23 protein-coding genes are annotated in these 20,046 nt (G+C 65.3%); 6 read left to right on the forward strand and 17 right to left on the reverse strand.

Annotated elements, in window-relative coordinates:
- Window positions 1-3 precede the first annotated feature (3 nt).
- From N6H05_RS07795 to hisB, 6 genes are all read right to left on the reverse strand, one after another.
- On the reverse strand, window positions 4-252 hold the full coding sequence (locus tag N6H05_RS07795) for a PEP-CTERM sorting domain-containing protein (protein WP_004208572.1): 249 nt from the start codon (window positions 250-252) through the stop codon (window positions 4-6).
- Between the two features lie 176 nt (window positions 253-428).
- Window positions 429-1,193 (reverse strand): imidazole glycerol phosphate synthase subunit HisF, encoded by a 765-nt coding sequence (hisF, locus tag N6H05_RS07800; RefSeq protein WP_284113388.1) that lies wholly within the window; start codon window positions 1,191-1,193, stop codon window positions 429-431.
- A 120-nt stretch (window positions 1,194-1,313) separates the two neighbouring features.
- Window positions 1,314-2,051 carry a 1-(5-phosphoribosyl)-5-[(5-phosphoribosylamino)methylideneamino]imidazole-4-carboxamide isomerase gene (gene hisA, locus N6H05_RS07805; RefSeq protein ID WP_284113389.1) on the reverse strand — a complete coding sequence of 246 codons (738 nt, stop codon included), beginning with the start codon at window positions 2,049-2,051 and terminating at the stop codon, window positions 1,314-1,316.
- A gap of 88 nt (window positions 2,052-2,139) precedes the next feature.
- Window positions 2,140-2,754, reverse strand: coding sequence for an imidazole glycerol phosphate synthase subunit HisH (gene hisH / locus N6H05_RS07810; RefSeq protein ID WP_284113390.1), 615 nt, complete (start codon window positions 2,752-2,754; stop codon window positions 2,140-2,142).
- Window positions 2,751-3,038, reverse strand: a complete 288-nt coding sequence (locus N6H05_RS07815) for a YciI family protein (RefSeq protein ID WP_004208568.1) — start codon at window positions 3,036-3,038, stop codon at window positions 2,751-2,753. The genes hisH and N6H05_RS07815 overlap by 4 nt, the downstream gene beginning before the upstream one ends.
- Before the next feature lie 28 nt (window positions 3,039-3,066).
- Window positions 3,067-3,654 (reverse strand): imidazoleglycerol-phosphate dehydratase HisB, encoded by a 588-nt coding sequence (hisB, locus tag N6H05_RS07820; RefSeq protein ID WP_004208567.1) that lies wholly within the window; start codon window positions 3,652-3,654, stop codon window positions 3,067-3,069.
- A gap of 98 nt (window positions 3,655-3,752) precedes the next feature.
- Here hisB and N6H05_RS07825 point away from each other — a divergent pair, with 98 nt between their 5' ends.
- Window positions 3,753-4,229 carry an SspB family protein gene (locus N6H05_RS07825; protein ID WP_284113391.1) on the forward strand — a complete coding sequence of 159 codons (477 nt, stop codon included), beginning with the start codon at window positions 3,753-3,755 and terminating at the stop codon, window positions 4,227-4,229.
- A 27-nt stretch (window positions 4,230-4,256) separates the two neighbouring features.
- Here N6H05_RS07825 and N6H05_RS07830 read toward each other — a convergent pair whose 3' ends face one another.
- Complete coding sequence (locus N6H05_RS07830) at window positions 4,257-4,943, reverse strand: hypothetical protein (RefSeq protein WP_284113392.1); 687 nt, start codon at window positions 4,941-4,943, stop codon at window positions 4,257-4,259.
- A 227-nt stretch (window positions 4,944-5,170) separates the two neighbouring features.
- Here N6H05_RS07830 and fumC point away from each other — a divergent pair, with 227 nt between their 5' ends.
- Both fumC and N6H05_RS07840 read left to right on the forward strand, forming a co-directional pair.
- Window positions 5,171-6,556 carry a class II fumarate hydratase gene (gene fumC / locus N6H05_RS07835; protein WP_037521156.1) on the forward strand — a complete coding sequence of 462 codons (1,386 nt, stop codon included), beginning with the start codon at window positions 5,171-5,173 and terminating at the stop codon, window positions 6,554-6,556.
- A gap of 48 nt (window positions 6,557-6,604) precedes the next feature.
- Entirely contained in the window at window positions 6,605-6,961 is a 357-nt protein-coding gene (locus N6H05_RS07840; RefSeq protein ID WP_069338002.1) for a hypothetical protein, read from the forward strand.
- On the opposite strand, the gene N6H05_RS07845 is transcribed toward N6H05_RS07840, so the two are convergent.
- Window positions 6,958-7,509, reverse strand: a complete 552-nt coding sequence (locus N6H05_RS07845) for a DUF2585 domain-containing protein (RefSeq protein WP_284113394.1) — start codon at window positions 7,507-7,509, stop codon at window positions 6,958-6,960. The genes N6H05_RS07840 and N6H05_RS07845 overlap by 4 nt on opposite strands.
- Before the next feature lie 75 nt (window positions 7,510-7,584).
- On the opposite strand from N6H05_RS07845, the gene gmk reads away from it, so the two are divergent.
- Window positions 7,585-8,250 (forward strand): guanylate kinase, encoded by a 666-nt coding sequence (gene gmk, locus N6H05_RS07850; RefSeq protein WP_004208560.1) that lies wholly within the window; start codon window positions 7,585-7,587, stop codon window positions 8,248-8,250.
- A 22-nt stretch (window positions 8,251-8,272) separates the two neighbouring features.
- Here gmk and N6H05_RS07855 read toward each other — a convergent pair whose 3' ends face one another.
- The 6 genes from N6H05_RS07855 to N6H05_RS07880 form a co-directional block, all read right to left on the reverse strand.
- Complete coding sequence (locus N6H05_RS07855) at window positions 8,273-9,349, reverse strand: class I SAM-dependent methyltransferase (protein WP_502958962.1); 1,077 nt, start codon at window positions 9,347-9,349, stop codon at window positions 8,273-8,275.
- Window positions 9,339-10,205, reverse strand: coding sequence for a prolipoprotein diacylglyceryl transferase (gene lgt / locus N6H05_RS07860; protein WP_284113395.1), 867 nt, complete (start codon window positions 10,203-10,205; stop codon window positions 9,339-9,341). Before lgt ends, N6H05_RS07855 begins: the two co-directional genes overlap by 11 nt.
- A gap of 123 nt (window positions 10,206-10,328) precedes the next feature.
- Window positions 10,329-11,087 carry a Crp/Fnr family transcriptional regulator gene (locus N6H05_RS07865; RefSeq protein WP_284113396.1) on the reverse strand — a complete coding sequence of 253 codons (759 nt, stop codon included), beginning with the start codon at window positions 11,085-11,087 and terminating at the stop codon, window positions 10,329-10,331.
- A 64-nt stretch (window positions 11,088-11,151) separates the two neighbouring features.
- Complete coding sequence (gene fixJ / locus N6H05_RS07870; RefSeq protein WP_284113397.1) at window positions 11,152-11,769, reverse strand: response regulator FixJ; 618 nt, start codon at window positions 11,767-11,769, stop codon at window positions 11,152-11,154.
- Entirely contained in the window at window positions 11,766-12,911 is a 1,146-nt protein-coding gene (locus N6H05_RS07875) for a sensor histidine kinase (protein ID WP_284113398.1), read from the reverse strand. Before N6H05_RS07875 ends, fixJ begins: the two co-directional genes overlap by 4 nt.
- A gap of 20 nt (window positions 12,912-12,931) precedes the next feature.
- A complete protein-coding gene (locus tag N6H05_RS07880; RefSeq protein WP_284113399.1) occupies window positions 12,932-13,747 on the reverse strand; it encodes a universal stress protein in 816 nt (271 codons plus the stop codon).
- Between the two features lie 160 nt (window positions 13,748-13,907).
- Between N6H05_RS07880 and N6H05_RS07885 the strand changes: the two genes are divergently transcribed.
- Window positions 13,908-14,411: a GNAT family N-acetyltransferase gene (locus N6H05_RS07885; RefSeq protein ID WP_004208553.1), complete on the forward strand. Its 504-nt coding sequence runs from the start codon at window positions 13,908-13,910 to the stop codon at window positions 14,409-14,411.
- 80 nt (window positions 14,412-14,491) lie between these two features.
- On the opposite strand, the gene N6H05_RS07890 is transcribed toward N6H05_RS07885, so the two are convergent.
- Window positions 14,492-15,163 carry an OmpW/AlkL family protein gene (locus N6H05_RS07890; protein ID WP_004208552.1) on the reverse strand — a complete coding sequence of 224 codons (672 nt, stop codon included), beginning with the start codon at window positions 15,161-15,163 and terminating at the stop codon, window positions 14,492-14,494.
- A 136-nt stretch (window positions 15,164-15,299) separates the two neighbouring features.
- Between N6H05_RS07890 and hemN the strand changes: the two genes are divergently transcribed.
- Window positions 15,300-16,607: an oxygen-independent coproporphyrinogen III oxidase gene (hemN, locus tag N6H05_RS07895; protein ID WP_284113400.1), complete on the forward strand. Its 1,308-nt coding sequence runs from the start codon at window positions 15,300-15,302 to the stop codon at window positions 16,605-16,607.
- A 42-nt stretch (window positions 16,608-16,649) separates the two neighbouring features.
- Here the strand turns inward: hemN and N6H05_RS07900 are convergent, their stop codons facing one another.
- On the reverse strand, window positions 16,650-18,614 hold the full coding sequence (locus N6H05_RS07900; RefSeq protein WP_284113401.1) for a TonB-dependent receptor domain-containing protein: 1,965 nt from the start codon (window positions 18,612-18,614) through the stop codon (window positions 16,650-16,652).
- A gap of 192 nt (window positions 18,615-18,806) precedes the next feature.
- Window positions 18,807-19,748, reverse strand: a complete 942-nt coding sequence (locus tag N6H05_RS07905) for a LysR family transcriptional regulator (RefSeq protein ID WP_284113402.1) — start codon at window positions 19,746-19,748, stop codon at window positions 18,807-18,809.
- Window positions 19,749-20,046 lie beyond the last annotated feature (298 nt).

Consider the following 20,046-nt stretch of genomic DNA (forward strand, 5'->3'; position numbering starts at 1 on the left):
ATTTTACTTCTGCTTGCGGCGCGCGAAGAAGACGCGGCCGGCCAGGACAGCGGCGCCCATGCCGAACAGCGCCATCTGTTCGGGTTCAGGCACCGGGGTCGGCGTGCCACCGCTGCTGCCACCCGACGAGGTGCCGCCGCCGCTGGAACCGCCGCACTTGAACCAGCAGAAGGTGGCGTTGGCGGGGGCGGGGATGGCGAGGCCCATCAGGCTGGCCGAACCCGCTACGAGAAGAAGTTTGCTGATCTGCATAAAAGTCACCCTGTTTCAAAATGGACACATCGCTTCGAAACGACCCTGCGCCCTGTCTACGCAGTTCCCGTGCCAATTTTGCCAAGTGACGCTTTTCTGCGGCTGGCGACCGATGGCCGCCAAAAGCCTTTATGGTTAATGTCAATTAACCCGACATTTTGGCGCTTTTCCGCGCTTCAATGGCCCCGAACGGGGATGCCGGCGCGGGCCAGGGCCTGATGCGCTTCAGCAATATTATGTTGACCGAAGTGAAATATCGAGGCGGCCAGCACCGCGCTGGCATGCCCCTCGACCACGCCCGCGACCAGATGGTCGAGGGTGCCGACGCCGCCGCTGGCGATCACCGGGATCGATACGGCATCGGCGATCATGCGGGTCAGCGCCAGGTCATAGCCCCGCTTGGTGCCGTCGCCGTCCATCGAGGTGACGAGCAGTTCGCCTGCGCCAAGCTCCGCCAGGCGCAGCGCATGTTCCAGCGCATCGATGCCGGTCGGCTTGCGGCCGCCATGGGTGAAGATTTCCCAGCGACCCTCGCCCACCTTGCGGGCATCGACCGAGCCGACGATGCACTGCGCGCCGAAGCGGTCGGCGATGTCGGCCACCAGTTCGGGCCGGGCGACGGCGGCGCTGTTGACCGCCACCTTGTCTGCGCCGGCCAGCAACAGGGCGCGGGCATCCTCCGCGCTGCGCACGCCGCCGCCGACGGTGACGGGCATGAAGCAGACTTCGGCGGTGCGGCGCACCACGTCCAATATGGTGCCGCGCGCCTCATGGGTGGCGGTGATGTCGAGGAAGCAGAGTTCGTCGGCGCCGGCCGCGTCATAGAGCTTGGCCTGCTCGACCGGATCGCCGGCATCCTTCAGGTCGACGAAATTGACGCCCTTCACCACGCGGCCATTGGCAACGTCGAGGCAGGGAATGACGCGGGTGCGGACGGTCATGACAATTTTCCTTTTTCCGTTCGCCCTGAGCGAAGTCGAAGGGCTCGCCCGAACATAGTGAGGGCCTTCGCTCCGCTCAGGCCTGGGCTTCGACTTCGCTCAGCCCGAACGGTAATATATTCAAGCCGCCGCCTGTGCGACCGCCAGGGCAGTCTTGAGGTCGAGGCGGCCGTTATAGATGGCGCGGCCGGTGATGACGCCTTCGATCCCGTCATCGGCATGGAGGCTGAGAATGCGGATATCCGCGATCCCCGCCACGCCGCCGCTGGCGATCACCGGCATGTCGGTGGCGCGGGCGAGATCGACGGTCGCATCGATATTCACGCCCTTGAGCAGGCCGTCGCGGCCGACATCGGTGAAGAGCAGGCTGGCGACGCCCGCATCCTCGAACCGGCGGGCGAGGTCGATCACCGGCATGTCGCTCTTTTCCGCCCAGCCGTCGGTGGCGACGAAGCCGTCGCGCGCGTCGACCGCGACGACGATGCCGCCGGGGAAGTCGCGCGCTGCCGCCTTGACGAAGGCGGGGTCTTTCAGCGCGGCGGTGCCGATCACGATGCGCGATACGCCCAGGTCAAACCAGCGTTCGACCGACTCCCTGTTGCGGATGCCGCCGCCCAATTGGACATGGCCGGGGAAGGCTTCCACGATCTTCTCGACCGCTTCGGCGTTGACCGCATGGCCGGCAAAGCTGCCATCCAGATCGACGACATGAACATGCTGGGCGCCGGCTGCGGCGAAGATCAGTGCCTGCGCGGCGGGATCGTCGCCATAGACGGTGGCGCGGTCCATGTCGCCCTCGGCCAGGCGGACGACCTGGCCGCCTTTGAGGTCGATGGCGGGGAAGACGATCAGGGACATTATCCGATTTCCGTTCGGTTCGAGCTTGTCGAGAACCCACGCGCAACGGTTCTCGACAGGCGCGAACCGAACGGGGGTAGGGGTGGTATCACGGCTTCCAGTCCAGAAAGCGCGCGAGGAAGGACAGGCCGTAGCGCTGGCTCTTTTCCGGGTGGAACTGGCAACCGATGATGGTGTCGCGCGCGACGGCGGCGACCAGCGGCCCGCCATGGTCGGTGACGGCGGCGACATGGGCCGGGTTGGCGGCCTCATAATGATAGCTGTGCAGGAAATAGGCTTCGCCGGCCTCGATCAGGGGCGGCTGGCCGTTCAGCACCACATCGTTCCAGCCCATATGCGGCACCTTGACCGTCGCATCGCTGGGTTCGATCAGCCGCACCGTGCCGGGAATCCAGCCCAGCCCCTCATGCCGGCCGAACTCCTCGCCGGCGTCGGCGAGCAACTGCATGCCGACGCAGACGCCCAGAAAGGGGATGCCGCGATGGTTCACCGCCTCGTTCATGGCGTCGACCATGCCGGGGATCGCCACCAAGGCGTCGCGGCAGGCGCGGAAGGCGCCGACGCCGGGCAGCACGATGCGGTCGGCCTTCGCCACGACATCGGCATCGGCAGTGATGGTCACATTGTCGGCGCCTGCCTTGCGCAGGGCATTGTGGACCGAGTGGAGATTGCCCGCGCCATAGTCGATGAGGGCGATGGTCATGGCAGCAGCGTGTCCAGATTGACGCTGGCGGCGCGTGCCGGGAGGAACTCGATCAGGTCGAACGAGGCCGCACCGTTGACGACGAAGGGATCGGTCGCTGCCTTCGCCGCGATCTCGTCACGTTCGCCGCGCGCCAGCAGGATGCCGCCGGTGCGCGGTTCGCGCCGGCCCGCGAGCAGCAGCCAGCCATCGGCAATGCCCTGGTCCAGCCAGGCCCGATGATCGGCCAGATGGCCGTCCAGCACATCGATCGGCGCCGTATAGGTCAGCGAAATGATGAACATGGGGTCGGCCTTTCTATCGAAGTGATGCTTACAGCATGCCCTTGGTCGAGGGGATGGCGTCGGCCTTGCGCGGGTCGATCTCCACCGCCTGGCGCAGCGCGCGGGCCAGGCCCTTGAACGCGCTTTCGACGATATGATGATTGTTGCTGCCATAGAGCAGCTCGATGTGCAGCGTGATGCCGGCGGCCTGGGCCAGGCTGTGGAAGAAATGTTCCACCATCTCCGTGTCCCATTCGCCGATCTTGGTGACGGTGAAGGGCAGCTTGCACACCAGCCAGGGGCGGCCGGAAATGTCGAGCGCGACGCGGCTCAGCGTTTCGTCCATCGGCGAATAGACGCTGCCGTAACGGCTGATGCCGCGCTTGTCGCCCAGTGCCTTGGCCAGCGCCTCGCCGATCGCGATCGCCGTATCCTCGGTGGTGTGATGCTGGTCGACATGCAGGTCGCCGACGGTCTTGACGGTCATGTCGATCAGCGAGTGACGCGACAGCTGCTCGATCATATGGTCGAGGAAACCGATCCCGGTGGAGACGGTGTAAAGACCGGTGCCGTCGAGGTTGACGGTCACGTCGATCTGCGTTTCCGCAGTGTTGCGGTGAATCTCGGCCGTGCGCATGCGCGCCCTATAGCGCGTCGCGCGCGCCATGCAATCTGATGATGTACCTCTCGGGCGGGGGTTGACCGCCGCTTTCGCGTCGTTAGGACATATGCCCCATGAGTGAAGACCTGCCCGACAGCCTGATTCCCTATGACGAAATCGTGCAGGAGGCCCTGCGCGCGGTCGTCGGCCGCGTGCTGGGCGAAGTGCAGCAGACCGGCGGCCTGCCGGGCGTCCATCATTTCTACATCACGTTCAAGACCCATGCCGCAGGGGTCGATATCCCCAAGCATCTGTCGGAACGTTTCCCGGACGAGATGACCATTGTCCTCCAGAACAAGTTCTGGGATCTCAAGGTCAGCGACCGCCATTTCGAGGTCAGCCTGACCTTCAACCAGGTCGCGGCGCATCTGGTCATTCCCTTCAGCGCGATCACCGCCTTCGTCGATCCGGCGGTCAATTTCGCGCTCCAGTTCCAGGTTCAGGCCGATGAAGAGCCCGAACCTCACGACGTGGCCGAAAATGACGCGCCGCAGGTGATGACCGAGGATGGCTCGAACGTCGTCACCGTGGATTTCGGCAAGAAGAAGTGAGCCCGGCGGCCGGGATCGGCCGCAGGCTCAGAATTCGTGGCGGTAGGAGAAGCGCAGCTTCTGGCTCGTCCCGAAACTATTGTCGACATAGCTGATATTGGCGCCGACCGTGTCGCGACGCGTGAAATGGTAGGACAGGCCACCACCCAGCGCCACGCCTGAAAAATCATGGGTGCCCTTGGTCACATTGCCGCCCGCCATCGCGGTCAGCTTCGGGCACAGCGGCCGCAACAGGAACAGCCCGACATAGCCGCTGTTGCTGCTCAGCGCGATCGGCAGGCCATCGCTCTGGTCGATATCGCTGACCGGGCCATGCCCCTTGGTATAGCTGTAGCCGAAAGGCACGAACATCTGCAATTTGCCGGTCTTCAGGCCGAGTTGCGACAGCGGCACGAAGCCGCCGAGCGAATAGCGCGTCTGTTCCACCCCCGAATCGAAATGACTTTTGCCGGCCGAGAAGGTCAGGATCGCGACCGGGAGCAGATAGGATGCGCCGACCGACCAGAGACCCGATTCCGACACGCGGGCATTGAATTTCAACTTGGGGCCGACCGCGACCGATCCGGACAGTGAAAATTCGTCCGAGGCGCGGGTGATGCCGACCTTGGTCGCGATCTTGGTGGGATCGTCGGACGATTTTTCCTCTTCCGCATGCGCAGGAACGCTACTGGCTGCAAGACACAGGAGCAGGATAAGGATCGGGCGATCGGGCATGCGGAACTTTCCCCTTGGATGCGGGGCAGAATATCCGGCGATGCGCGCCGATCAATTGCGGTAAACCCCGGTAAAGGCGCAGATCCTGCCGCTGCATGACGGTCTGCGGCCGGCCATGGGGATGGACCGCGGGGATATGCGATATTCGCAAGTTTCGCCTTGGAATTTCCCGCCCCGGCCCTACATCGGAACCAGTTTTGCGATTGATTCTTAACTGGGAGTTCTGAATGTCCGCTACCCGCACCGAAACCGACAGCATTGGCGCCATCGAAGTGCCGGCCGACGCCTATTGGGGCGCCCAGACCCAGCGCAGCATCGAGAATTTCCCCTTCGGCGCGACCGAGCGGATGCCGATCGGCATCGTCCATGCGCAGGCGATCGTGAAGCAGGCGGCGGCGCGGGTGAATGCGAAACATGGCCTCGACGCGACGATCGTCGCGGGCATCGAGAATGCCGCGCAGCAGATCGTCTCCGGCGCGCTGGACGACCAGTTTCCGCTCGTCATCTGGCAGACCGGCAGCGGCACCCAGACCAACATGAACGTCAATGAAGTGATCGCCGGCTATGCCAATGAGCAGCTGGCCGGCACGCGCGGCGGCAAGAGCCCGGTCCATCCCAACGACCATGTGAACATGAGCCAGTCGTCGAACGACAGCTTCCCGACCGCGCTGCATGTCGCGACCGTGCTGGCGACCCGCGACAAGCTGATTCCGGCGCTGGAGAAGCTGACCGGCGCGCTGACCGCCAAGGCGGAAGGCTGGGGCCATATCGTCAAGATCGGCCGCACCCATACGCAGGATGCGACGCCGCTGACGCTGGGCCAGGAATTTTCCGGCTACGCGGCGCAGCTGGTCAGCAGCAAGGCGCGGATCGAGGGGGCCCTCAACGGCAATATCCGCAAGCTGGCGATCGGCGGCACGGCGGTCGGCACCGGTCTCAATGCACCCGATGGCTGGGCGGACGACATGACGGCGGCGATCAGCGATATTGCCGGCACGCCGTTCGAAAGCGCGCCCAACAAGTTCGAGCAGCTGGCCGCCAAGGATGGCCTCGTCTTCTTCTCCGGCGCGCTCAACACGCTGGCGGTGGCATTGACCAAGATCGCCAATGACATCCGCTTCCTGGGCTCCGGCCCGCGCTCGGGCCTGGGCGAACTGGACCTGCCCGCCAATGAGCCGGGCAGCTCGATCATGCCGGGCAAGGTCAACCCGACCCAGTGCGAATCGCTGACCATGGTGGCGGCGCAGGTGATCGGCAATCATCAGGCGGTGACCGTCGGCGGCATGCAGGGCCATTTCGAGCTGAATGTCTTCATGCCGCTGATCGGCGCCAATGTGCTGCGCTCGATCCATCTGCTCAGCGTCGGCATGGAAAGTTTCGCCGAACGCTGCGTCGAAGGGATGCAGGCCAATGAGGGGCGGATCGCCGAACTGGTCGAACGCTCGCTGATGCTGGTGACCGCGCTGGCGCCCGAGATCGGCTATGACAATGCCGCGACCATCGCCAAGCATGCGCACAAGAAGGGGCTGACGCTCAAGCAGGCCGGGCTGGAACTGGGGCTGGTCGATGAGCCGACCTTCGACCGGCTGGTGCGGCCGGAAAATATGGTCTGATCCAGATCAACTGGCGGAACCGGGGCGGGTGCGATACATTAATCCCCTATGAAGAAAACGCCCGCCCCGACCGCCGCAAAGCTTCCGTCCACCGCGACGCGCGTTCGCAAGTCGAGCCTGTTTCGCAAAGCGGCGCGGCTCGGCGCGACGGTGGTGGCCGCACGGGTCGCTGCCGACACGGGCAAGAAGGGCGTGATCGGCCTGATCGCCGGGGCCGGGGCCAAGCGGCTCATCATGCGCTATCCGGTCGGCGCCATGGTCCTCACCGGCGCCTATCTGGCGGGCAAGCTTTACGAGGCCAAGCGCGAGGCGGACCGCAAGATGGCGACCAAGCTGCTGACCGACGCCAGCGCCAAGCCGATCCTGATCGACGAGGCACGGGCCGCCCGCAAGAAGGCGAGCTAAAGCGCGCCCTGCCATTCCTTGATCGCGTCGATCGGCCAGGCGAGCATCAGGACATTGAGCGTCAGATTGTCGCGGATCACCGCCAGGGCCAGCAACTCGAAGCCGATCGCGACGATGATTGTCAGCCAGACGGGCGCGCGTGACGCGAACAGGAAGCCCAGGGCCATCATGCCGATGTCGCTCATCGAATTGAGGATGGAATCGCCCGAATAGCCGAGCGCGATCGTCGCCGTGCGGTAACGGTCGATGATGATCGGCGAATTTTCGAGGATCTCCCACGCCGCCTCGATCGCTACCGCCACCGACAGGCGGATGCCGAGCGGTCTGCGGCGCATCAGCAAATGGGTCGCGCCATAGAAGAGGAAGCCGTGGATGATGTGGCTGAGGCTGTACCAGTCGGACAGATGCTGGCTGTTGCCGCTGTCGATCGGCCCGTGCCATAGCGCGATCGTGCCGCAGGTGCAGATCGGCGGGCGCCCCATCAGGTAGAGGATCGCCGCAGCCCCCAGCGCGATCAGCAGGGCGAGGATAAAGCCCCGCTGTTTCATTCCTTTACGCGATCGCGCCAAGCCTCTTCTCCCCCAACCTCTTGCAAAATGCCGTCCACGACGCCACTAGCGGCCATGGCCGACAACATTCCCACCGACACCCCCGATTTCAAGCGCCGCGGCGTTCTCTTTGTCCTGTCCTCGCCCTCGGGCGCCGGCAAGTCGACGATTGCACGCAAATTGCTGGCCTGCGAACCGGACCTGTCGATGTCGGTGTCGGCGACGACGCGGACGATCCGGCCGGGCGAAGTCGATGGCAAGGATTATCATTTCGTCGACCTGGAAGAGTTTCGCCGCATGGCGAACGACCATGAATTCCTGGAATGGGCGCATGTCTTCGGCCAGCGCTATGGCACGCCCCGCGCGCCGGTCGAGGCGATGCTCAAGAGCGGCAAGGATGTGCTGTTCGACATCGACTGGCAGGGCGCGCAGCAGCTGCATCAGATTGCCGGCGGCGACGTGGTCCGCATCTTCATCCTGCCGCCCTCGATGGAGGAACTGGAAAAGCGTCTGCGTGGCCGCGCGACCGACAGCAATGAAGTGATCGAGGGTCGCATGGCGCGCGCCGCCGGCGAGATCGCCCACTGGGACGGCTATGACTATGTGCTGTGCAATGTCGATGTCGAGGAATGTTTCGAGCGCGTGCGCACCATCCTGCACGCTGAACGGATGAAGCGCAGCCGCCAGACCGGCCTCATTGGCTTCATCCGCCGCCTCAGCCGCTATCATCAGGAAGATTGAGAACTAGCGGCAGACGGGGCCGCTATTTCTCGAAGCCTGCCGGGTCGGCCCAGTCGGGGTGGACCCAGGCCATCACCTTGAACAATGTCCCCATCTCCGTCTCGTCGGTGAGGCGGTGGCGTTGCGCCTCCAGTTCGGCGGCGCGCTGCGGGCTGCCCTTGGTCAGCACGGATGCGCGCACGTCGATGCCCAGATGCTGGAGGAAATGGCCCTGCGTCACTGCGCCATGGACGCGCAGCCCGGCCTGGCGCGCGACATTGGCCAGCATCGTGAAATCGACATGGGTGGTAAGGTCGCTCTCGCCCGGATCGGTGAAGGGATCGGTGAACTGGTGGTTCTTCACCGCCTGCAGCGTGTCGCCCAGTGCCGGGCCTTCATAGCCATAGTCGATGATGATCGCGACGCCGCCCTGGCGCGCGATCCGGCTGGCAAGGGCATAGCCTGCGGTGGCACCGGCCTGCGCCACTTCGATGATTGCGCCTTCGGGCGCCTGCGCGGCGATCGGCGGCAGGCCGGATTCGATCCGGCGATAGCCCGGCACCGCCATGAAGCGGCCCTCTTCCTCGCGACGGATCACCACCCGTTCACGCCATTCGTCGCCAACGCGGATCATCTGCCGCACGGGCAGGGCGTCGAAAAACTCATTGGCGACCACCAGCAGCGGCGACTGGTCGGGCAGGCTTTCCACGCTGTCATGATGGATGACATGGGGAATCTGGGCGCGCTGCCGCTCGCGCAGGGTCGGGCTGGTCTCGACGAAATGGATGCGCGAGGTAACGTCGGCCCCCTCCATCGCGCGCAGCGCATCGCCCGCCAGCGTGCCGCGACCCGGCCCCAGTTCGACATAGAGCGGATCGGCGCGTCGACCCGATCGCAGCCAGACATCGGCCAGGCACAGGCCGATCAGTTCGCCGAACATCTGGCTGATTTCCGGGGCGGTGGTGAAGTCCCCCTCCAGCCCCAGCGGATCGCGCGTGCCATAATAATGCTGGTTCGCCTCGCCCATATAATGGGCGACGGAGATCGGTCCGCCGGCGTCGATCTGGCGGGCCAGGCGCTCGGGCAGGCCCATCGCGCCGGGCAGGGCGTCAGCTGACACTGGCGCCGCCCGCGATCGGTTCCACGCGCACGCGCCGGCCCTTGGCGGTGACGATCAGGTAGAGGCCGCCCAGGATCATCGGCACGCACAGCCACTGGCCCATGTGCAGGCCGGTGCGGGCGGCAAATTCCATCAGCTGGGCGTCGGCCTCGCGGAAATATTCGACGCCGAAGCGGAACACGCCATAGAAGAAGACGAACAGGCCGACGAGCATGCCCGGCTTGTAGCGCGCCCTGGTCTTCCAGAAGGCGAAGGCAAGGATGCAGAACAGGATGATGCCTTCGAAAAAGGCTTCGTAAAGCTGGCTTGGATGACGCGCGAAGGGGCCGCCGGTCGGGAAGATCATCGCCCAGGGCACGTCGGTTTCCTTGCCCCACAGTTCGCCATTCACGAAATTGGCGAGGCGGCCGAAGAACAGGCCGAAGGGCACGACGCAGGCGACATAGTCATGGATGCGCAGCCAGCTCAGCTTCTCCTTGCGCGCCATGTAGAGGATGCCGAGCGACACGCCCGCCGCGCCGCCATGGAAGGACATGCCGCCATTCCACAGCTTGAAGATATCCAGCGGATGCTGGAGGATTTCAGGCTGGTAGAAGAAGACATAGGCGAGCCGGCCGCCGATGATGATGCCCAGCGTCGCATAGAAGATCATGTCGTCGGCATGGCGCCGCGCCATCGGCGAACCGGGCTGGGCAATGAGCTTCAAGAGATACCAGTAGCCGATCAGGATGCCGGCCAGATAGGCCAGGCTATACCATTTGAGCGTGAAGAAGCCCAGGTCCAGGGCGACGGGGCTGAGCCCCAGCTGGTCGAAGCGGATGGCGCTCGAAGCGGCGGCGACAAGGTCCAGGATCAAAATGGCATTCCCTCGGCAATCAGGCCTGCGGCCATAGAACAAGCGGCCGGCAAGATGAAGAGGGGCGATCCCGATTGCAGGACGATCGGGGAAAATAGGCCGGACATGCCCGGCGCGGCGACGTCAGGTCGCTTCGCTGCAGTCCAGCAACGCCGCGCGATCCCTGATCTCCACCATGCGCCGGCCGGGCAGGGCGATGATGCCGATCCGCTTGAGGTCGGTCAGCTGCCGGCTTACCGTCTCGATCGTCAGGCCCAGCACATCGGCGATCTGCTGGCGCGACAGCGGCAGGTCGAACCGGTCGAGCGGGGGCTGGCCTTCACGGGCCAGCCGGCGCGACATGTCGAGCAGGAAGGTCGCGATCTTCTCGCGCGCATTCTTGCGGCCAAGCAGCAGCATCCAGCTACGCGCCCGGTCGAGATCGTCGAGCGTGCGCTGCAGCAGCCGATGCTCCAGCTCGGGATGCTCGCGGGCAAAGCCGTCAAAGGCGCCGCGGGTGAAGAGGCACAGGCGCGCATCGGTGAGCGCCGTGACGCTGTGCGGCGTGCTGCGGCCGAAGGGGCGGCCGATGAAGTCGGACGGATAGACCACGCCGACAATCTGTTCGCGCCCGTCGCCGGTCGAGGCCGACAATTTGAGCGTGCCGTCGATCACATTGGCGACGATGGTGGCGTCGTCGCCTTCCCACATCACCGTCTGCCCCGCCGCGATCGTGACGCGCCGGCCCAGGCGATTGAGCGCGCCGCGCTCATCCTCTTCCAGCGTAGCGCAGATGGCGCGGTCGCGCACTTCGCAGCGTTGGCAGAAGCTGGCGTCGGAGCAGGGGGCAGGAACGGGCATGCCGCCGGGCAGGGTTTGCGCGAGATCAAAATGCATGTTCATGACCGCTGCTTGACGCGGCGGCGGGGCGGGCACTATCCGTAAATCCCCTATGGGACTTTCTGTCCTATTCGAGCCCTGCCTGGAAGGCGATGCGCAGCGTTTCCGACAGGCTGTGGACCTGCAGCTTCTGCATCAGGTTGGCGCGATGAATCTCGACCGTGCGCGGGCTGATGCCCAGGTCATAGGCGATCGTCTTGTTGGGCAGGCCGTCGACCAGTCCCTTGAGCACTTCACGCTCCCGATCGGTCAGGACGTTGAGCCGGGCGCGGGCGGTATCGCGCTGGCTGTTGCGGCCCTGGTCGGCGCTTGCCTGCGCGCAGGCGGCGTCGATCGCGGCGAGCAATGCCGCCTTCTCGAACGGCTTTTCGATGAAATCGGTGGCCCCCGCCTTCATCGCGGCGACCGCCATGCCGACATCGCCATGGCCGGTCATGATGATGACCGGCAGCATCATGCCGCGCGCGCGCAATTCGCGCTGCACTTCCAGCCCGTCAATGTCGGGCATGCGCACGTCCAGCAGCACGCAGCCGCCCTCCAGCGTCCCGACTTCCTTGAGGAATTCGGTGCCGCCCGAGAAGAGCCGTACCGCAAAGCCGCTGGTCTTGAGCATGAAGGAGAGCGACCGGCGGATCGCCTCGTCATCATCGACGACATGGATGGGCTGGTCGGTGGGCAGGCTCATGGCAGGCGGTCCGCAGAATCGAGAGTGAAGTGGAAGGCGACGCCGCCCCAGTGCGAGGCGTCGGCCCAGATCCGTCCGCCATGCCCCTCGACGATGGTGCGGCTGATCGACAGGCCCACGCCCATGCCGGCGGGTTTGGTCGTGCTGAACGGGGTGAAGAGCGATCGCGCGACCGCCGGATCGAGGCCGGGGCCACTATCGGCGATGATGAGTTCGACCTGTCCGTCCTCGGCCGGCACCGCCGACAGGCGCAGGATGCGGCGGTTACGGCCGTCCATAGCCTCGACCGCGTTGCGCACCAGGTTGATGATGACCTGCTGCACCTGCACGCGATTGGCGATCACCCGGCCGACGCGCGGATCGACGACGATGTCCATGTCGATGCCCCGGCTGTCGATGCCGATGAAGGCCAGCGCTACCCCCTCGGCCAGCAGAGTGGCCGCCGGTTCGGCCTGGCGATCGGCCTCGCCCCGGCGGATGAACTCCCGCAGCGATCGGATGATCTGGCCCGCGCGCATCGCCTGGCGCGCGGCCTCGTCCATCGCCTCGCCCAGCAAGTCGCGGTCGACCGGCGCATCGGTGCGCAGCAGGTCGCGGCCTGCCTCCATATAATTGGCGATCGCGGTCAGCGGCTGGTTCAGTTCATGCGCCAGCGCTGCGGCCAGCGTGCCCATCGCCGTGACGCGGGCGGCATGGCTCAGTTCAGCCTGCAGATCCTGCAGGCGGCGCTCGGCCTTCTGCCTATCGGTCAGGTCGCGCACGAAGCCGGTGAACAGCTTTTCGCCATGGTCCTGCACTTCGCCGACCGCCAGTTCGATCGGAAAGGTGGAGCCATCGCGCCGGCGCGCGGTGGTCAGTCGGCCGATGCCGATGATCCGCTTCTCGCCGGTGTCATGATAATGTTGCAGGTAGGAATCATGGCGCTCGCGATCGGGCGAGGGCATCAGCATCGCGACATTGCGGCCCAGCACATCGGCTTCGGCATATTGGAACATGCGCTGGGCGGCCGGGCTGAACGAGACGATATGCCCGGTCGCGTCGATCACGATCAGCGCATCGGGCACCGTTGCCAGGATCGATCCCAGCAGAGCCTGTTCCCGGCTGGTCGCATTATCCTGCGGATCGCCATTGTTGAACGCCATGTCCGATCACTGACCGTAAATCAGTGCGCCAGCAAGAGCGGAACCCGTGTTTCGGTCAGAATATAGCGGGTTACGCCGCCAAAAATGGTTTCCCGCAGCCGGCTGTGGCCAAAGGCACCCATCACCATCCAGTCGATCGCCAGTTCCTGGCAGGCATGGGACAGCGCTTCTTCCACGCTGCGATCCTTGCGCGGCCATTCGTGAATCTCGACCGCAATGCCGTGGCGCGAGAGATATTCGGCGGCGTCGGTCGGCGGGAAATCGCGCTTCGTGCGCTCGTCGACGGTGACGACATGGACTTCGCTCGCCACCCGCAACAGGGTGCGGCTCGCGGTCAGCGCCGACGCCGCCTCATGCGATCCATCCCAGGCGACCATGGCCCGGCCGGTGCAGCGAAAGCCCTTGGCCATGGTCGGGATCGCCAGCACCGGGGCGCGGCTGTTGACCGCCAGGTCGGCGACGATCGGCGCCGGATCATCCGCCTGCCGGCGGCCCGGCGGCGGCAGGGAAACGAGCATCGCATCGGCCAGGCGACCGGTTTCCAGCAGGCCCTGGACCAGGTCGCCGCTGCGATAATGCCAGTCCCACGCCATGCCCTCGTGCCGCAGTCTCTCCTCCAGGGCGCGTCGCATTTCCTCGTCCTGGCGGCGCACCGCATCGATCGCCTCGGGCACCAGATAGCCGCTGCCATAGAGATCGGCGGCGACCAGTTCGGGCAGCGGCGCGATCTGCAGGCAACTGATATGGGCGCCGGTCGCGCGCGACAGGTCGAACGCGGCCTGCAGCCGGCTTTCCATGCCGTTGTCCGCGCGGATGTGCAGCAGGATGGTCTTCATCGAACAAGTCCCGACAAGAGGGCGCTGATGCAGCGCCACATGATCGTCTTCCTGCCTAGAAGCCCGCTCGGCTCGTCTCTATCCGCAAATTTCCCTATTTCGATCGCCGATGCGATGGCACATTCGGGGGGCAACGATCATAGCAAGGGATGCCTTCTTCATGACCGACAAGGATATTCTGGAAACCCGCACCGGTATTCGCGTCCAGGTGCGCCCGGCGCAGGATGGCGATGCCAGGGCGCTGGCCCATTTCTTTTCGGCCGTGTCCGATGATGATCGCCGCTTCCGCTTCCTCAGCAGCGCACCGGGCGTCAGCGCCGGGCAGATTCATGATCTGATCCATGGCGACCCCGACAATTGCGAGACCTTCCTGGCGACCGACGAGAAGGGCGCCATTCTGGCCGCCGCGACGCTGGCCGCCGATCCCGACCGGACCCGCGCCGAAGTCGCGATTTCGGTGCGCGCCGACCATCGCGGCAAAGGCGTGGGCTGGAGCATGCTGCGCCACGCCACCGACCGCGCGCAGGAAATGGGCGTCGGCCTGCTCCAGGCGATCGAGAGTCGCGCCAATCATGCCGCGATCGAGCTGGAGCGCGAACAGGGCTTTGTCGCCCGCAGCGTCGATGACGAGCCGTCGCTGCTGATCCTGGAAAAGCGTTTCTGATCGCATCGCTGGTGAAATGATGAAGGGGCCGGAGCGGCGATCCGCTCCGGCCCCTTCCTTCTGGTCCACCCCCCAGAGGATCAGAAGCGCATGCCGACACCCACGCCGAACACGAAGGGATCGAGAGATACCTTGACGTTCTGGGTGCCGGCCGCGGCCGTGGTCAGCCGCACCTTGGTGTCGATGTCGATATATTTGACGTCGAGGTTGAGGAAGATCTTGTCGTTGAGATCGATGTCGACGCCGACCTGGCCGGCCCAGCCGAAGCTGTCGGACATATGGACCTTGGTCTTGCCGACCGCATCCTCCAGCCCGCTCGACGCATCCTCGTTGTAGAACAGCGTATAGTTGACGCCGGCACCGATATAGGGGCGGACATGGCCCTCGACGATCGGGTGATATTGCATCGTCAGCGTCGGCGGCAGCACCCAGGTGGAGGCCAGCTTGCCGATCCCGCCGGTGGTGCCGCTGCGGCCGCTGGCGCTATGCTTGGTGGTCGCCGCGATCAGTTCGAAACCGATATGGTCGGTCGCCATGTAGGTGACGTCGACTTCGGGCGCGATGCCGTTGTTCACCGACACCTTCTCGCCGGGGAAGCCGGGCAGGATGCTGCCGCTCTTTTCGGTGGGGGCGACCATGATGCCGCGCACGCGCACCAGCACGTCGCCCTGCTTGGCCTGGGCGGGGGCGGCGGCCAGCGCCGTGCCCATGGCGCCCATCGCGGCGACAATCATCATCTTTTTCAAGTGCATGTCTTTTCTCCATCCCTGATCGTGGGTCAGTGATGGCGCTCTGCTCCCGATCGGGGCGGCCTTCCTTGATGCGGCGCAATCGGCGATTTGATCCTGCGCAATGTTCGGCATCGGGCGCCATGGCAGGCGGGACGCCATGTTCCGCTATCATCCCGACCTGCTCGCCGCGCCGGTGCCGCGCTACACCAGCTATCCGACCGCCGCCCAGTTCGGCGAGGATGTCGGCGCGGCCGACATGGCGCAGCGGCTGGATGCGATGCCGGCGGACGCGCGCCTGTCGCTCTATGTCCATATCCCCTATTGCCATGATATTTGCTGGTATTGCGGGTGCAACACCGGTGCGGCAACGCGGCCCCGCCGCCTGTCCGCCTATGTCGATGCGCTGGAGCGGGAAATGGCGCTGGTTTCGGCGCGGCTCGGCGGACGGGGGCGCGTCACCCATGTCGCCTTTGGCGGCGGCAGTCCCAATTCCCTGCCGCTGATCGACTGGGTCCGGCTCAATCATCAGTTGCTGCTCTGCTTCGACGCCAGCGCGGCGGCGATGGCGGTGGAACTGGACCCGCGCCGGATCGACCGGGCCTGGATCGACGCCATGGCCAAGGTCGGGGTCACGCGTGTCAATCTGGGGGTGCAGACATTTGCCACCCATGTGCAGCAGCGGATCGGCCGGGTGCAGCCGGCCGAGACGGTGGCGATGGCGGTGGGCGCGCTGGCCCGTGCGCGCATCCAGGTGGGGTTCGACCTGATGTATGGCCTGCCGGGGCAGAGCGAGGCGGATCTGGCGCAGACCCTGGAGGACAGCATTCGCCTGTCCCCCTCGCGCATCGCGCTGTTCGGTTATGCCCATATGCCGCGCCTGCTGCCGCGCCAGCGGCGGATCGACACGACCGAATTGCCGGGCGTCGAACAGCGCTTTGCGATGGCGAAGCTTGGCCATGCGATGCTGACGGCGGCCGGCTATCAGGCGATCGGCTTCGATCATTTCGCGCTGCCCGACGATCCGCTGGCGGTGGCCGCTGCATCTGGACGGCTGCGCCGCAATTTCCAGGGCTTTACCGAGGATGACAGCGATGCGCTGATCGGCATGGGTGCCAGCGCGATCAGCCAGTTCCCCGACCTGATCGTCCAGAATGAGAAGAATGCCGGCGCCTATCGCGAGGCATTGTCGGACCATCGGTTGCCCGCGGCCCGTGGGGTGCGGCGCAGTGCCGATGACCAGCGGCGGGGCGCGTTGATCGAACGGCTGCTGTGCGACGGTCGGGCGGTCTGTGGCGACCTTGCCGAGCCGGCGCTGCTCGACCGGTTCGAGCGGATCGGCCTGCTCCGGCGGGAGGGGGGCGAACTGATGCTGCAACCCGGCGCGGCGCCCTATGCCCGGTCCATCGCCGCCTGTTTCGACGCCTATCTGCGCCCGGCCGAAACGCGCTTCAGCGTCGCGGTCTGATCGCCGGCCCGGACCTCGCCGGGCCGGTGATCGCACGTTGGATCAGAAGCGCACGCCCACGCCCATCCAGACGCGGGCCGGGTCGATCAGATAGCCCGACGTGTCATAATTCAACCGCTTGTCGAGCAGGTTCTGCACCCCGGCATGGACGGTGAAGGCGGGCGTGATCTTGTAGGATGCGCCCATGTCCACCACCGTATAGTCGGGCGACACGATATTATTGCCGCTGATCTGCGCCTCGGTCACGGCTTCCTCGCCGCGATAGACGGCGCGCACAAAGGCGGAGAAGCGCTTGTCCGGGCGCCAGTTGAGCGAGGCGCTGGCCTGCTGCTTGGGCGTGTCGTTGAGCGCCGCGCCGATATTGGCGCCGCTCAGCTGTTCCGAGTCCGTCAGCGTGCCGGTGGCGTTGAGCCGCAGCGTGTGGGTCAGCGGCACGTCGACCGATACTTCCACACCGCGCACCCGTGCCTTGTCGACATTGACATAGGTCGTGGGCGGACGGCCGATCGAGCTGAGCGGTTCATCGACGCACCAGGCCCCCGCCACTTCGCAGGTCACACGGGTGATCTTGTCGTTGAAGCGTGTGTCATAGGCGGTGACGCTGGCGTTGAAGCCATTCCGTGAGAAGAGCAGGGCCGCTTCGATCGTGCGGGAGGTTTCGGCCTCCAGATCGGGATTGCCATAGATGGTGCCGCCACGGCTGGTCTGGCCCCAGTCGGGAATCGTCTGGCGCAGGCTCGGCGCGCGGAAGCCCTGCGAATAGCCGCCCTTCAGCGTCAGCGCCTGGGTGATGTTCCACACCGCATAGACGCGCGGGGTCCAGTGGACGCCATATTGTTCGTCATGGTCCATGCGGATGCCGCCGGTCAGCGCGAACCCGTCGAGCAGCTTCAGCTCATTTTCGGCGAACAGCGCCCAGCTGGTGCGGGTGGTGCCGGTGGTGGTCGATCCCGACAAAAGGTTGCCGGTCAGGTCGGACAGATCCTCATAGCGATAGAAACCGCCGACGGTCAGCGTGTTGGACGGCAGCGGGATCACCCACAGGCTCTGGCCGACGGTGTTCTTGATCCGCTTCTGCGCCTCGACATGTTCGGCATCCTCATATTGCAGATAGGATTCGGAACTGGCGAAGCCCCATTGGCCGCTATGGCTGATCGATGCGACCTTGCGCTTCTGGGTCTGGGTGGTTTCGGTGCCGAGCGGCGCGGTCGCCGACGTCTCGGTCGTCTCGCCGGCAACCTCGATCACCTTCTGCCGATAATAGCCGCCCTCCAGCAGGATCTGGTGGTTGGCGCTGAGGTTGAAGCCCAGCTTGCCGGCCAGGCTGTCATCATGCCGCTCGGGCGTGCCGCCGATTTCGGTGTCGCCCTCGCGCCGGTTCATCGATCCCTGCAATTGCAGACCGATGCCGCTGGTCACAGGGCCGGACAGATAGAAATTGCCGTCGGTATAATTGCCGAAATTGTCCGCCAGTTGCATCGTGCCGTTGACGCGTGCGCTGCCGCGCCAATGGTCGCTCATCCGGCGGGTGATGATGTTGACGACGCCGCCCATCGCGTCCGATCCGTAGAGCGAGGACATGGGGCCACGCACCACCTCGATCCGTTCGATCGCTTCGAGCGGCGGCAGCAGGCCGCCTTCGCTGACATTGCCGCCATTGGTGCGGGATTCGCGCGACGACAGCCGCTTACCGTCGACCAGGATCAGCGTATATTGCGGCGCCATGCCGCGGATCGAGATGTCGCGGCTATTGCCTTCGCCCGGCGTGACGGTGACGCCGGGGATTTCCATCAGCGCATCGGTCACTTCGCGATAGGGCATGGCGTCCAGCGTCTCGCGGGTGATGACGCTGATCGAGGCGGGCGCGTCGCGCACCTCCTGTTCACGGCCGGCTGCGGTGACGACGATCTGGTTGGAATCCTGATCGGCCTCGGCGGCCAGTGCCTGCTGTGCGCCGGTCAGCGCGACAAGGGCCGCGGTTGCCCGCAGCATATGGATGGATGGCATGCAAATCCCCTGTTCTGGATAGACGGGCACCCGCCAGCCACCCGGCTGGACGGGCGCCGGAAATCAGTGGTGCGGGCCTGGCCCGATCGGTGGAGCGAATATCATGGCGGGTTCATTTGCGATCGATTGTCAATTGCAAGTGGCCGTTGCCAGAAGCGCGGGGCGGCGCCAAATATCGATATCGGATAAGGCTTATGCGGCCTTGCTATGGGGCAGGGCTGCGTCGCTGCCGCAATGGTCGGCGAACATGTCGCACAGCCAGGCGATGGCCGGGTCGCGATGGGACCGCTCGTTCCACAGCAACCGATAGCCGAAGGTGCCGACCAGGTCCGGCGCGGGCAGGCAGGCCAGGTCATGGGTCCGGGCGATCGCTTCGGCCGCGCGGGTCGGCAGCGTCATCAGCGCGTCCGATCCCCGGATCATGTGCGGTGCCGCCTGGAAATAGGGCAGGCGGGCGATCACCCGCCGGCGCGGCGCCAGATCGCCCAGGCGCAGTGCGATCCGGTCGAAGCCGCTGTCGCTGACGACGAAGCTGATATGCGGGCAGGACAGGAAATCCTCGACCGACAAGGACCGGTCGGTCGGATGCGCCGCCAGCTTGTGATGGCGATCGACGACGCAACTGAACGTCTCGGTAAACAGGAAACGCTCATAGGTCTGGGCCGGATCGGGATCGAGCCCGCTGATGATGAGGTCGATCTCGCCCGCGGTCAGCCGCGCCACCATGTCGCCGGTCAAAGGCACGATGTCGATCGCCGCCAATGGTGCCGCGCGGCCGATATGCGGCAGGGTCGGCGCGACCACGGCGGCGACGCCGAAATCGGTCGATGCGACGCGGAACCGGCGATCGAGCGTCGCCGGATCGAAACGCGGCGGTTCCAGCAGGCCGGCGGTCGTCGCCAGCCAGTCCTGCAAGGACGGCGCCAGTTCCTCCGCCCGCCGGGTCAATTCCATGCCGCCAGCGGTGCGCACCAGCAGCGGATCGCCCAACAGACTGCGCAACTGCGCCAGCGACCGACTGACCGACGGATGGCTGACGCCCAGTTGCTGCGCCGTGCGCGTGACGCTTTTCGTGCGCAGCAACAGCCCCAGTATCACCAGGCTGTTAAGGTCGAAATGCACGCCGCCAAGCAAGAGGGACCGATCCGTTCCTTAAGGATAATGCGGACCATTCTTAACTGGAGCGTCGGTCAGGGTCCAGTCCCGTTGCATTTCCGGACTGTTGCGCGGCGCGATCGGTGCCGATTGACAGGCCCCGTCATCCGGATTTATGAAATAACCTGTATCACATCTTCGTCGATCAAAAGCCTGTGCGCCTGCAATCATTGTGTCCGGGGCAACAGGTGCGACGATGGTGAAAGGGATGGGTGCCGTCTGTGCGGCGCTCGATGCCGTGACGGTCGATCCAGCATATAAGGGCCGCGCGGTCTGG

This window comes from Sphingobium sp. WTD-1, assembly GCF_030128825.1.
GTDB lineage: Bacteria > Pseudomonadota > Alphaproteobacteria > Sphingomonadales > Sphingomonadaceae > Sphingobium.

What these genes read in the sequence shown, in the direction of transcription:
- N6H05_RS07795 (WP_004208572.1), bottom strand. Translation starts at nt 252, where the DNA reads ATGCAGATCAGCAAACTTCTTCTCGTAGCGGGTTCGGCCAGCCTGATG.
- hisF (WP_284113388.1), bottom strand. Translation starts at nt 1,193, where the DNA reads ATGACCGTCCGCACCCGCGTCATTCCCTGCCTCGACGTTGCCAATGGC.
- hisA (WP_284113389.1), bottom strand. Translation starts at nt 2,051, where the DNA reads ATGTCCCTGATCGTCTTCCCCGCCATCGACCTCAAAGGCGGCCAGGTC.
- hisH (WP_284113390.1), bottom strand. Translation starts at nt 2,754, where the DNA reads ATGACCATCGCCCTCATCGACTATGGCGCGGGCAATCTCCACTCGGTC.
- N6H05_RS07815 (WP_004208568.1), bottom strand. Translation starts at nt 3,038, where the DNA reads ATGTTCATCATTTCGCTGACCTATACGGCGCCGATCGATGTGCTGGAC.
- hisB (WP_004208567.1), bottom strand. Translation starts at nt 3,654, where the DNA reads ATGCGCACGGCCGAGATTCACCGCAACACTGCGGAAACGCAGATCGAC.
- N6H05_RS07825 (WP_284113391.1), top strand. Translation starts at nt 3,753, where the DNA reads ATGAGTGAAGACCTGCCCGACAGCCTGATTCCCTATGACGAAATCGTG.
- N6H05_RS07830 (WP_284113392.1), bottom strand. Translation starts at nt 4,943, where the DNA reads ATGCCCGATCGCCCGATCCTTATCCTGCTCCTGTGTCTTGCAGCCAGT.
- fumC (WP_037521156.1), top strand. Translation starts at nt 5,171, where the DNA reads ATGTCCGCTACCCGCACCGAAACCGACAGCATTGGCGCCATCGAAGTG.
- N6H05_RS07840 (WP_069338002.1), top strand. Translation starts at nt 6,605, where the DNA reads ATGAAGAAAACGCCCGCCCCGACCGCCGCAAAGCTTCCGTCCACCGCG.
- N6H05_RS07845 (WP_284113394.1), bottom strand. Translation starts at nt 7,509, where the DNA reads ATGAAACAGCGGGGCTTTATCCTCGCCCTGCTGATCGCGCTGGGGGCT.
- gmk (WP_004208560.1), top strand. Translation starts at nt 7,585, where the DNA reads ATGGCCGACAACATTCCCACCGACACCCCCGATTTCAAGCGCCGCGGC.
- N6H05_RS07865 (WP_284113396.1), bottom strand. Translation starts at nt 11,087, where the DNA reads ATGAACATGCATTTTGATCTCGCGCAAACCCTGCCCGGCGGCATGCCC.
- fixJ (WP_284113397.1), bottom strand. Translation starts at nt 11,769, where the DNA reads ATGAGCCTGCCCACCGACCAGCCCATCCATGTCGTCGATGATGACGAG.
- N6H05_RS07875 (WP_284113398.1), bottom strand. Translation starts at nt 12,911, where the DNA reads ATGGCGTTCAACAATGGCGATCCGCAGGATAATGCGACCAGCCGGGAA.
- N6H05_RS07880 (WP_284113399.1), bottom strand. Translation starts at nt 13,747, where the DNA reads ATGAAGACCATCCTGCTGCACATCCGCGCGGACAACGGCATGGAAAGC.
- N6H05_RS07885 (WP_004208553.1), top strand. Translation starts at nt 13,908, where the DNA reads ATGACCGACAAGGATATTCTGGAAACCCGCACCGGTATTCGCGTCCAG.
- N6H05_RS07890 (WP_004208552.1), bottom strand. Translation starts at nt 15,163, where the DNA reads ATGCACTTGAAAAAGATGATGATTGTCGCCGCGATGGGCGCCATGGGC.
- hemN (WP_284113400.1), top strand. Translation starts at nt 15,300, where the DNA reads ATGTTCCGCTATCATCCCGACCTGCTCGCCGCGCCGGTGCCGCGCTAC.
- N6H05_RS07900 (WP_284113401.1), bottom strand. Translation starts at nt 18,614, where the DNA reads ATGCCATCCATCCATATGCTGCGGGCAACCGCGGCCCTTGTCGCGCTG.